The organism is Bernardetia sp. (assembly GCF_020630935.1).
Lineage (GTDB): Bacteria > Bacteroidota > Bacteroidia > Cytophagales > Bernardetiaceae > Bernardetia.
The window spans coordinates 50,287-62,102 of sequence record NZ_JAHDIG010000006.1 but is presented as its reverse complement, the minus strand read 5'-3'; the positions used below and the strand labels follow the sequence as shown (position 1 = coordinate 62,102).

At 32.8% G+C, this 11,816-nt stretch carries 10 protein-coding genes; 2 read left to right on the top strand and 8 right to left on the bottom strand.

Translation table 11 applies throughout. From position 1 onward, the window contains the following. The 8 genes from QZ659_RS03185 to QZ659_RS03150 form a co-directional block, all read right to left on the bottom strand. Positions 1–846, bottom strand: an 846-nt coding sequence (locus QZ659_RS03185; protein ID WP_291721730.1) for a glycosyltransferase, incomplete at its 3' end; no start/stop codon positions are given. A 4-nt stretch (positions 847–850) separates the two neighbouring features. After that, on the bottom strand, positions 851–1,804 hold the full coding sequence (locus tag QZ659_RS03180) for a glycosyltransferase family 2 protein (protein WP_291721725.1): 954 nt from the start codon (positions 1,802–1,804) through the stop codon (positions 851–853). A gap of 21 nt (positions 1,805–1,825) precedes the next feature. Continuing rightward, positions 1,826–2,737, bottom strand: a complete 912-nt coding sequence (locus QZ659_RS03175) for a hypothetical protein (protein WP_291721722.1) — start codon at positions 2,735–2,737, stop codon at positions 1,826–1,828. A gap of 226 nt (positions 2,738–2,963) precedes the next feature. Beyond that, on the bottom strand, positions 2,964–4,487 hold the full coding sequence (locus QZ659_RS03170) for a hypothetical protein (protein ID WP_291721719.1): 1,524 nt from the start codon (positions 4,485–4,487) through the stop codon (positions 2,964–2,966). A 13-nt stretch (positions 4,488–4,500) separates the two neighbouring features. After that, positions 4,501–5,235, bottom strand: coding sequence for an NAD-dependent epimerase/dehydratase family protein (locus tag QZ659_RS03165; RefSeq protein ID WP_291721717.1), 735 nt, complete (start codon positions 5,233–5,235; stop codon positions 4,501–4,503). 11 nt (positions 5,236–5,246) lie between these two features. Continuing rightward, the gene (gene cmk, locus QZ659_RS03160; protein ID WP_291721714.1) at positions 5,247–5,942 is read right to left on the bottom strand and encodes a (d)CMP kinase; all 696 of its coding nucleotides are present in this window, start codon (positions 5,940–5,942) and stop codon (positions 5,247–5,249) included. A gap of 157 nt (positions 5,943–6,099) precedes the next feature. Further along, positions 6,100–8,859, bottom strand: coding sequence for an FtsK/SpoIIIE family DNA translocase (locus QZ659_RS03155; RefSeq protein WP_291721711.1), 2,760 nt, complete (start codon positions 8,857–8,859; stop codon positions 6,100–6,102). 213 nt (positions 8,860–9,072) lie between these two features. Further along, positions 9,073–9,825: a hypothetical protein gene (locus tag QZ659_RS03150; protein ID WP_291721708.1), complete on the bottom strand. Its 753-nt coding sequence runs from the start codon at positions 9,823–9,825 to the stop codon at positions 9,073–9,075. 202 nt (positions 9,826–10,027) lie between these two features. Here QZ659_RS03150 and QZ659_RS03145 point away from each other — a divergent pair, with 202 nt between their 5' ends. Then, a complete protein-coding gene (locus QZ659_RS03145; protein ID WP_291721705.1) occupies positions 10,028–11,056 on the top strand; it encodes a hypothetical protein in 1,029 nt (342 codons plus the stop codon). Continuing rightward, positions 11,046–11,810 (top strand): SiaC family regulatory phosphoprotein, encoded by a 765-nt coding sequence (locus tag QZ659_RS03140; protein ID WP_291721702.1) that lies wholly within the window; start codon positions 11,046–11,048, stop codon positions 11,808–11,810. The genes QZ659_RS03145 and QZ659_RS03140 overlap by 11 nt, the downstream gene beginning before the upstream one ends. The last annotated feature ends 6 nt before the right edge of the window (positions 11,811–11,816 follow it).

Sequence of the window (11,816 nt, the reverse complement as noted above, 5' to 3'; positions counted from 1 at the left end):
TTTTTCATAAACATCTAAAAGGACATGTAAACCTTTAATGGGTTCTAATCTACCAATAAATCCGATTTTTATAGGTAAAATCTTTTCTTTTAACTTTCTTTCTTGTTTTGCAGACTTCATATAGTTTGTACTTACGCCTTGCCTACAAATTCTTAGTTTTTCAGCAGGAATACCATTTATCAAGAAAGCATCATAGAGCCATTGACACACTGCAATAATATAGCTTGTATTATCTTGAAGAGCTTGAAATATTGTTTTTCTTTGATGAATGACCTCAAATTGAGAAATCTTTTTCTTCAACAAACTAGATATACGAGACGATTGGGCTAGCTTTCCTGTAACTTTAGCCGCAAACATATTTTGATGACGCCAATGTGCATGACAAGAGCCACAATTTGCATGACTTACCTTACCATTACAAACCTCATTAGGGTATTTTATAAAATCTCCTTTAGGGCAAATCACTCCTGGTATGTGAGCTGTAAAAAGTGTTTTGATTCCCTTTTGTTTTGCTAATTCCAAATGGCGATAACTAAGAGATGTAGAAATTGTATGTAGATGAAAAATATCTGGCTTCAACTGGACGAGTAACTTATCAAAGTTTTCCCATCCTCTACAAATCACTTTGTCTCTAATTTCTTCTTTTGTAAAATCTTGAGGCTCTTCAAATCTATGAACAGTATATCCTTCTTCTTGTTGATATGAGTAGTTTCCTTTCACACTAGGTGCAATAACAACTACTTCAACACCTTTGGAAAGAAGAAAAATTGCCAAATCATGTATATACTTTTCTGTTCCTCCAATAGAATCTGGATAATAGTAACCCACACCTAACGCTATTTTCATTTGTTTATATTTTTTTCATTCTATGATACAAACTTACTAACTTTTCAGCTTTTGAATATCCTATGACAGAGCTTAAATATTGCATAGGCTTTGATGTTTGAGGAATATAATTGGAGTCAATTTCATAGATTTTAGAAAGCGTTTTCTCAAAAAGCGTTTTTTCATTATAGATTCCAAAAACTCTGACACAATATCTATAAGAAGAAATAAGCGCATCAGCTTTATCTTTTCTTGTATCTAGTTCATTTTTCCATAACTGATGAATCTGTTTAGCATTTGTAAAAACATCCTGTACAAATTTCACCTCTCCATGGCGTTGAGAAAGGGAAGTTCCCTCTGAAACTCTATACTTTGCCATTATTCCTTTTGTATAGACAAACTTACCCTTATGAATAGCAGCATCCAAAAAATAACGAGCATCTTGAATGATAGGCAAACTCATATTCCATTCTCCTATCTTATCTACGATAGATTTAGAATATAAAATAGCAGCAGGAGGACACCAAAAATCGTTAAAGAGAGCTATTTGCTCATCTCCTTCAATTTGCCTTTCTATTTTTTCTAAAAATGTTTTGCTTCCATTTTTTTCCGAAAACTTTTGCCAATCTCCATAAGCAATATCTGCTTTTTCTTTCTCTAAAGCCTTGTACTGTATTTCTAGCTTTTCCGAAGTTAGTAAATCATCACTATCCAAATATTGAATATATTTTCCCTTAGCTAGTTTTCTACCTGTTTCACGTGCTGCACTTACACCTCGGTTGGGCGTATCTATTAAGGTAATTTTATCTTGTGCTTGGTAGTCTTTTAAAATGTCTAATGTATTATCTGTTGAGCCATCATTAATTACAATAACTTCTATATTTTCGCTTCCAATAGATTGGTTAAAAACACTTTCAAGGGTTTCTTCAATAAAATTTTCACAGTTGTAAGCTGGAATGATAACAGAGATAAGTTTCATAGTTTAAGACAAACAGATTTTTTATAAAACTTTATTTAGTATTTTTTTAATAGCTTGGTAATATCTAGACTGTTTTTTATGTTCTAGCCAGTCTGTCATTTTCTTAGATAGAATTTTATTTTTATCTAATTGATAATAATCCATTTGCAAATACTTGTACCAAAGCATATCATAGGCATTGGGGGGACGTAAGGGAACTGACTGGTGTAACCACGTTTTGGGAGTTGCAGTGTGATGATAAAATCCTGCTTCTTTCCATAAGCCAATAAATAAAAATGGTTTTTGTTCTCCTCCCATATTACCCCACCAATCAGGAGGAGAAATTCCTGCTATATTGTATTTATCATCTTGTAGAAGTGCATTCAAAACATCTTGGTCAGATAACTTGAAATACTTGGAAACATCTTCTACACTATTTAGAGAACTTAGACATGTATTCATCTTGCTTCTCCACTCTTCTATCAGGGCTATGTCTCTATCCCAGTTGCCAGCAAAAAAACCTGCATTGTAATAAGAAGAGGAATAGTTTTTAGTAAAACCCATCTCTCCTCTAATTTGCTGATTCCACCTCAACCTTCTAAAATCTTCTTTAGGTATAATAGCTTCTATTGGAAATACAGCACATTCTTTTATTAGACTTTCTAACTCCTCTAAAAACTCCTTAGTATTGACAATAATATCAGAGTCAAAATAAATAAAGTTTTTACAAGGATTATTAAGAATCAAATCTGTTTTGAGGTTTATAGGATGTGCTGTGGAGTCTAAGTGAATATACTCTACATTTTCTAAAGGTGTTCCTTCAAAGTGAGGAGGAGGAATACCTACTTTTATTTTTCCCTTGAAACCATTGTGTAACAATGAATTTATGAGTGCTGCTACTCCTGCTTCGTAGGCACTGTTACCAAGAGTAAATACAACTGTATCTTCTAACATAATATTTTATAGTCCTTGCTTATTTCAAACCTTTTACTTCAAAGTTATTTGATTTTTGCTAGTAATAGCTAAGTTTATAAGTTGTTTAATACCTGAAAGTGAACGAAACCTAATGTATTTTTACACAATTATTAGTACTGACTTTGGTTCATTTAGGTCAATCTCAATAGAGCAAAACATAAATAAACATTCTTTCTCTATTCTTTAAATAACTTCTATGTAAAACTTAATTTTTGCCAAACCGTACCAATATATTTTTTGTTATTTTCTGCAAATTTAAAAAACGCACTACTTTTCCTACTGTATCAGACTTTTTATAGAGTTTATAGATTGGATAAAGTAATTTATTTTTATTGTATAATTCCTTGACAGGCTGCTGATAAATATCTAATGCTTTAATTTGTTTTCCTCTGTTGAGCAGTCCATAAGCATAGATTAAGGCAGCTTCTATAGATTTTGGAGACAAATTTTTATCTTCTATTAATTGACACACCTCTTCAATAGTATTAGCTATATGAATGCTATTATCAATATGCTTATAAGCAGATGTACCAAATAGTATGGATGGCTTTTGCCAGTAAGTAGCCTCTATACCTATTGTAGAACTAAAACAAACAATCTTATCACATTCATCTAATAAGGCATAAGAGTTTAAGGGTGATTCAGAAGGAATGACTGTTAAACAATTACCTTTTAGAGATTTTAATTTTTTCGTCTCAGCATTATCTAATCCTCTCAAATTAGGGTGTATTCTTAGATACAAATGGACATTATTATCGTCTTTAGCATCAAAATAGGATATAATTTTTTGTATGCTTTCAGTCTGTCGATATTCAAAAGGCCAAATATCTTTACCAAGACTGGCTATTTCGTCTTCAGAAGAAACAAAAAGTGCTACATTTGTTTTGCTTTTATCTATTTGTAATGAAGATATATCCGTGTTTTGCATCAGTTTTCCGTAATTGATGTCATTTGGTTTATCTTCATAATGACCATAACGCTTGGTGTTGTACCACTGATGTCCTATTTCTGTTTTTGTTTCTTGAGAAATAGATGTATTGTCATAAAAACGCTCTATGGCTTCTAGGGCAAATGGCTTAGGGTTGTGAGGCAGTGTTTTATTTACTAAGTAATAATGTTGTAAGCTTTGTGCGACCTCCCAAGTATCGTAATCTATATTATATAGCTTACAAAACTCTACTACAGCTCTTCTCTCTGCTAATCTACCATTGTAGATATAGACTTTATCTGGAGCAAAGTCTTTTAGTGAATTCATTGTCTCTACAGCAGAAATAGCATTTTTATAAATAGCTTCTAAGGATGGACGATATTCTACAATATCTACATCTACATTTCTAGACAAAGAAATAAGCGTAGATAAAATCCCCACTCCTATATTTATATCTTGATACTGATGATTTCGAATTTCATCATGTGATTTAAAAGAAGGTAGGGCAATATTTTTGGGAAAAGGCTTTAAGGAAATTATATCTTCTTTCTTTACCCCTACGTCATTTTTTAAAACAGAAAGCCATTTAAACTGACATTCTGTACAAGTAGATTTATCTTTAAATGGAGCTTTATTTTGGTTTTCCTGTAGAAGATGAGGAATAAAACATGAATGTAGTTGAGCATCACATACAATTACTTTTACATTGTGTCCTTTTTCTAAATGAGAGGTAATTATTTCAGCATGGACAGCAGGCAAAAAGTGTTGTACTGTCCAAGTAGTAAATACAATGATATTCATCCTATTGTCTTTTTTAATAATATTTTCTTAAAATTTGATTTAAATAATTTTTACTTGTATCAATATTATTTTGTTCAAAAGTAGTTTTTACCTGCTCATTTAGTAATGGGAAATAATTATTTCCTTGTTCAATATATATAGACTTTGAGGCTTTCCCAGTATATAACTCAATATATTTCATCACTTCTAGCATAGAGTATGAAACAGGATGTAGTAAGTTTATTGTAGCATTATTTTGAGAAGCAAGAAGTGCTTTTACTAATACCACCAAATCTCCTACATCTATAAAATTACGGTAAGCATTTTGAAAGATTTTTATTTCTCTGCCTTCCATTACAGAAGTTATCAAGTAATTGAGTAATGTAGTAGGATTTCCCCCAAAACCTACAATATTAGGTACACGTAAAATAAGATGATTTTGACATTCTTGCTGAATAAACTTCTCTAGCTCTAATTTATGCTGTATATAAGCTGAATTCTGTTTTTGCTCATCATAAATAGAAAGTGTACTAAAATAAACAAACTTATCTGTGTCTGTTTTTTTTTTAATCACGCTTTCAAGAAGTTTTTTTTCCCTCAAATAAGGTTGTGGATTTGTTTCTAAAGAGTTTGAAACTCCTGATGCAAATATAATAGCTGCTGAATCAAGGTGTAAACTAGGTTTTTCTTCGAATGCCAAACCTATTAAACCTTTTCCTATCACTTCACAATAACTATTTGGTGCTTGCTTTACTATTTTTTCAGTCATTACTCTATATTTTATGTAGACTGTGGTTCTTTTACCAATTTAAGAATTTTTTCTACCTGCTCCTCAAATTCTAAATATGTAGTATCAATCTCAATAGCATCTTCTGCCTTACGAAGTGGACTTTCTTCACGTGTAGAGTCTATCAAATCTCGTTTTTCTAGGTTAGCAATAATTTCTGCTAATTCTACTTGTTGTCCTAAACTCTCTAATTCTTTTTGGCGACGCAAGGCTCTTGTAGGCACTTGTGCTGTCATAAAGACTTTTAATTCTGCATTAGGAAATACAACAGTTCCTATATCTCTTCCATCCATTACGATTCCTTTTTTCTCTCCCATCTGGCGTTGTTGTGCTACTAAAAAATGACGCACTTCTGCAATCGTACTTACTTGACTTACTCTTTCAGAAATATGCATCTGACGGATAAGAGATTCTACATTTTCGCCATTCAAATAAATATGACTGCTTTTAGTATTTTCATCAAATTTGAATTCTAAAAGAATAGAAGTAAGAGCTTTTCTAACTTGTCCCTTGCTTTGATGATCCACTTTTTGTTGATAAAAATAAAGTGTTACAGCTCTGTACATTGCTCCTGTATCGATATAGGCATATCCTAGTTTGGAGGCAACAGTTTTCGCAGTACTGCTTTTTCCACAACCAGAATATCCATCAATGGCAATAATAATCTTTGAATTTTCATTTTGCACCATAACTTATTTACTCTATTTTTGATGTAATCACTAAACTTTGCACAAAGGTACAAAATTATAGAAAAACTCTATTCTTACCTTAAGTAAGATAAGATGCCATTTTAAATGTGGAAAAAATGAGAGTTAGAAATAATATTGAAGAAATCAAAGCCATTGTTTAAAACAATTCATCGCCAGCCAAATACTCATCGTCTTCTACATCAAAGTTAGTTTCCTCTGGAAGTGTATAGGCTGTTGAGAATCCTTTTTGGTCTTGGATGTGTTTACAAATACGTTCTACTTCTGGCGTATCTACAAAAGCACATTGCAAACGCAAAATATCTGAACCATTGGAAAGTAGCATATCACCTTGTCCGATAAGTTGCTCTGCTCCTGTCGCATCCAAAATAATTCGTGAATCAATTTTTGAAGTAACACGAAACGCCATACGAGCAGGAAAGTTGGCTTTGATGATTCCTGTAACCACGTTTACAGACGGACGCTGCGTTGCTACTACTAAATGAATGCCTATCGCACGAGCCATTTGAGCAAGTCTTGCAATCGGTTTTTCGGCTGCTTTTCCTGCAATAATCATCAAATCGGCAAGCTCATCAATTACCAAAACAATATATGGCAAGAAACGATGATGTTCTTCTAAAAGCTGATGGGTTTTGAATTTATGATTGTATTCCTTTACATTCCTACAATCTCCATCTTTCAAAAGGTCGTAACGACTATCCATTTCCCTACAAAGAGCTTCTAATGTTTTGACAGCCTCTACTGAATCTGTAACAATCGGTTCAGCATTTGGAAGATGTGCTAAATAGTGTTTTTCTAGTTTTGCAAATAGAGAAAACTCCACTTTCTTAGGGTCAATCATCACAAACTTGAGTTCGCTAGGATGTTTTTTGTAAATGAGCGAAGTCAAGATAACATTGATTCCAACAGATTTTCCTTGCCCTGTTGCTCCTCCAATCAATAGGTGAGGCATTTTGGTAAGGTCAGCAATAAAAATTTCATTGGAAATATCTCGTCCCAAAACTAAAGGCAAATCTTTTTTAGAATATTTGAAAGAATGGTGTTCTAGTAGTGTTCGAAGAGGAACAATTTCTCTATTTTTATTCGGAACTTCAATGCCGATAGTTCCCTTCCCCGGCATTGGCGCAATAATACGGATTCCCAATGCTGACAAATTGAGTGCAATATCATCTCCTAAGTTTCGGATTTGTGCAATCTTTACCCCCGGTGCAGGTACAATTTCATAGAGTGTTACAGTTGGACCAACTTCTGCCTCAATTCTTTTTATATCAATTTTGAAGTTTTTGAGTGTTTGTTCGATTCTATCTTTTACTTCCTGCAAGTCTTCTTTCTTAACTTGATGTTTCTTTACTACTGGATTGTCCAACAGTTCTGTTGGAGGAGATGTATATTTTGGAAGTTCATCATTTGGGTTATAGACTGTAATTCCAGTATAATTTTTCTGTCCGTTTTCCTCTTCCTCTGCTAGTTCTTCTACATTTTCCCCATACAAATCTTTTACCCTACTGACCGACGGAGGCATAGGCATACTAAAATCTTTTTCGTCTTGGTTTTCTTCTGCCTCTTCTATTTTTCTTTTTTCTAATGTTTTTGCTTCTTCTTGAGAGGTATTGTGAACAGTATTTTCTACGCTTTCTATATCTTCTTTTGATGTTGGACTTTTGGTAGAAGGAATATTGATAGCAAATGGATTTTCTTGTTCTTTCTTTTCTTCTTCCTCTTCCTTATCACTTTCGATACCAAAATCTCTAGCTGATGGAATAAAAAAACCATCTTGTTCTTGATTTTTTTCCTCTTCTTTATTTTTATCTTTTTTAGATTTATTTTTTGCTTCTTCTCTTGCTCTTTCAATCTCACTTTTTAAGTCATTGGCTGGCTCTTCTCTCTTACCAAACTGCTCATTTTTAATTTCTTTCTTTGGCAGACTTCTATCAAAACTATCTTTGATTTTGTTTTTGCTTTCAAAAGGATTTTCTTTTTGTTGTTTTGTTTCTTCGCTTTGTGTTTTTGTTGTTGCTTTCGGAGTATTATTTCCAAATAACTTCTCTGCAAAACTTTGCTTTTTTACTTCCTGTAATGGATTCTTGTCTTCTTTTTTGTCAGATACTTGCCTTTCATCAGATACAGGACTTTGTTTTTCTACAACGTGCTGTGTTTCTACTCTACCAATTTCAACTTCTTTAAACGCCTCCACTTCTGCTGAAGGAACAGGGCTTTGAGGATTTTCTTTTTGTTTCTTTTTATCTTTTTTATCCGAAAAGTTAGCGTATAGTTCAATATTGAGACGATCTTTACCAAAGAAATAACCAAAAGCAATGACACTAATAACAATAAAAATAGGTGTAAAAATTTGTCCAAAAAGTGCTGAAATAGCGTAGCCTATGCCTCCACAAAGAAACGCCCAAGCTGTTTGGGTTTCAGTCATATAAACTAAATACCCCAAAATAGAACTCAATAAGAAAATAACAAAAAACAGACTTACAGAAAGTTCTTTCCACTTTTTCAGTTCGTACTTGTTTATCAAGACCATTCCAGCCGTTGCTCCGACAACCAACAACAAAAAAGCACCAATTCCAAACCAACGTTCAATCAGGAAATGAGAAACTACTGCTCCAAACATTCCCAACCAATTTTGAGGAGTTTCTTTTGTAGGTGTGTCTGAAAAAAGCCCTAATACAAGACTTTGGTCAGCTTCTCCAGTATAAATAAATGATATAAAAGAAACTGCTAACAACAAAATCAAAACCCAAATTCCGATAGCAGAGATGAGTTGTACAGAAATAAGTGACGTAAAATTATTTTCAGAAAAAGTAGAGGTTTGTTTTTCTGTTTCTTGTTCTATCTTTTGAGATTCGTCTTGCTCTTCTAAAACAGTATTTTTAAATAAGTTATCTGCCATAAAAAATGAGTATCTAAAATGCTGGCTGCTGTTAAAATTTTCTCTTCAAAATAAATTGAGTACCTAACAAAAATAGCAATTTTTTGATGCTTTCTATAATCTATTGCTAATTTTGATTAGAAAACATCATTTTTTTTAGCAAAAAAAACACTAAGAATAATTTCTACTCTTAGTGTAATTTTTATGTGATACGCTTTATCTTGATAGAAAATATTATTTCAAAATTCCTTTATGGATAAATTCGAAAATATCTTTTCCTACTTTGGTATTCTTGACTTCTGCACTATTTGCTTTTGAGCGAGCCACCTTCACAGCTTCCAAAAGCTCATCAATACGTGCAATCATATCGCTTTTTTGAGATGGAGTAACCTTCCCAGAAGTATAAACAGTTTCATATTTACCCACTTGAAAGTCAAGGTTTAAAAGTTCTGTTTGTGCTGGGTGCTCTTTTGTTGCCTCATATTTCACAATAACTTTCGGACGCTTTACAGTACGAAACTTGACTTCTTCGGGCGTACGATAGACATTGGTTTTTTTGTCAAATTCCCACTTACGAGTTTGGTCTAATGTAGGAACAGCATTGTACAAATCCTTTAAGCGATTGATATGGCTTTCTAATGCTAAAAGTGAAGTTGCTGAAAATGTGCCAAATTTTTTGTCTCCAACTACTAACTCTGCTTTCGCAACATCAGAAGAATTAGTTTCTTCTTTTGAAATATTGGCATCTATACCTGCCACAATAATCTCCATCGCTTGCTCTAGCTTTTGCTTTACTGTCGTTACCATTTCCTTTGTTTCGTCTGGAATTTCATCAGAGTTTTCCTCTAATGCAACATAGTGCTTGACCATTCCATCAAAATAAGGGTCATTTTTAGTAAATGTTTTTTTTGCTTCCCCAATCGCTTGATTGGCTTTGTTTTTTCGGTCTTGTTCGACAGCTAAAAGCTCATGTAATTTGTTTGCCATGATTAAGTTGTATTTTGTGTGATAAATAAATTTGATATATATAATCGCCTAACCTCACTTTTTTAGAAAAAGTTTCTTTAGGTTTTAATTTATGAAAAAATAATGATACAATTTATTTTGGGCTACAAAAAATTGAGTAGTATTTTTGCTTACTATTCTTATGCTTTCAAATTGTCTATTTTTTTAGTTTAAATCTCTTACAATGAAAATCAAATTTGTCATACTCTCTATTCTATTTTTTACTATTTCTTCGTCGCTATCTTTTGTTGTTGCTCAGAATACGGAAGGCAAACTGGAAAATAAGATGAAGAACATCATAGGGAAAAAATGGGGATTATCCCACTATATTGAAATCTATCTTAGCGAATCAGATACTCTTTTTAGTGTAAGAGACTGTGAAAAGGAGTTTTTAGAACTCAATGAAGATAAAAGTTATAATTTTTCAGCCTTTGACAGAACCGAAACAGGCACATGGCAAACTGAAAATGATTCTACTTTTGTTTTGAAAAAACCCAACGGAAAAATATTGAGAAGATATGAAATTTATGGAGCTTCTACTTCTGAAAAATACGATAGTATGGCTATTTTGGATATTACACAAAGAAATACCTACTTAGAAGTTTATGCTGAATGTAAAGCTAATGAAACAAGCCAGTTTTATGATTCTCGTTCACTTTTTCAAGAAACTGTTGGTTGGGGAATTGTTGGAGGGATACATTATTATAAAAGTCCTGTTTTAGAACTTGGCATTGCAAAAGCCAAATGGAACTGGAAAAAAACATTTTTTGCTGTCTCACTTTCTGGAGAAATTGCACCTTTCAATAATTCTTTTAAAGAAGAAGTTGAAATAAGAACAGATAATTTGGGAACACCGATTGACACCATTCAAGTATCGCCTTGGAATAATTATTACGGTCTTGCCCTAACAGGCTGGACACAATCTTGGGTCGCTTTGGGTGGAGCTGCTACTATCCATACAGATGGAGAAAAAGTAAATCCAGGGGTACGTATTCTGATGGGTGTTTCTCCAAGAAACCTTTTAGGAGAAGGAAATTTAGGAAAAATTGGAAATGGTTTACACTTTACTTATTCCTATCACTTTATCATTGCATCTGCTGGAAGAGACCAAATTATTACCAATCTCAATCGACATGCTTTTTCACTTCGCTTTGTTATTCCTACCAAAACAAGACAAGTAGAAACTCGTAAGATTCTAGACTATGAAAATTAGAGATATAAAGATAGAAAGCAAGGCAAATAATAATGGATTAAGAGCAAGTATTCTTGCAAGTGCAAAACAGAAAAAAATCATTATTTCAAACTGGGCAAACTGTTTCACAGCAGAAGAATTGCTTCCCTTTGAAGAATGGCTAGAAGGCTATTTACAAAATAACGAAGAAATACTAACTATTGAGCTTATAGACGTTTTAGATTCTTTACCTTTTACAGAACCTAGAGAAGAGAATTTCATTATCAAAAAGCCTTTGCCTTTCATGGAAAATATCACAAATCCATTGACAGAAATTATTAAGACCATTCCTAATTTTAATTTTCTAATTGAAGGTAAATGGGGTGTGGGAAATTATGCTTCAGGAAGATTTCCTAAAATAAAAGGAAATTTTGAGACAGGCGTAGTAGAAATATCACAAGAAATGTATAATTCTTACTCGCTATACTTCATGCATCCATTCTTTTGCTGGCTTGAGAAATTATTTCAAAGTGATATAGACCAAATTCATTCTTATTTTAAAATAGATTATATCGCCACGTCTAATATGATTCGTCTTGTAGAAACAGCCACAGCTTTATCTAGTTGGTCAGAAAAGACAGGTAAAACTTCTTTATGGACATGGTATTGTTTAGACGATGATGAAGACACAAAAGAATGGTTCAATGATATTTTCAAGATGAGTAATAATCTTTCACATATAAAAATGGAAGCCATTGAACTAGATGAAAGACAATGGAATAAAATACTGAAATAATTTCTT

Bases quoted from the DNA above. Each gene is read 5' to 3' on its own strand.
- cmk (WP_291721714.1), bottom strand. From the start codon at position 5,942: ATGGTGCAAAATGAAAATTCAAAGATTATTATTGCCATTGATGGATAT.
- QZ659_RS03170 (WP_291721719.1), bottom strand. From the start codon at position 4,487: ATGAATATCATTGTATTTACTACTTGGACAGTACAACACTTTTTGCCT.
- QZ659_RS03180 (WP_291721725.1), bottom strand. From the start codon at position 1,804: ATGAAACTTATCTCTGTTATCATTCCAGCTTACAACTGTGAAAATTTT.
- QZ659_RS03140 (WP_291721702.1), top strand. From the start codon at position 11,046: ATGAAAATTAGAGATATAAAGATAGAAAGCAAGGCAAATAATAATGGA.
- QZ659_RS03165 (WP_291721717.1), bottom strand. From the start codon at position 5,235: ATGACTGAAAAAATAGTAAAGCAAGCACCAAATAGTTATTGTGAAGTG.
- QZ659_RS03175 (WP_291721722.1), bottom strand. From the start codon at position 2,737: ATGTTAGAAGATACAGTTGTATTTACTCTTGGTAACAGTGCCTACGAA.
- QZ659_RS03145 (WP_291721705.1), top strand. From the start codon at position 10,028: ATGAAAATCAAATTTGTCATACTCTCTATTCTATTTTTTACTATTTCT.
- QZ659_RS03150 (WP_291721708.1), bottom strand. From the start codon at position 9,825: ATGGCAAACAAATTACATGAGCTTTTAGCTGTCGAACAAGACCGAAAA.
- QZ659_RS03155 (WP_291721711.1), bottom strand. From the start codon at position 8,859: ATGGCAGATAACTTATTTAAAAATACTGTTTTAGAAGAGCAAGACGAA.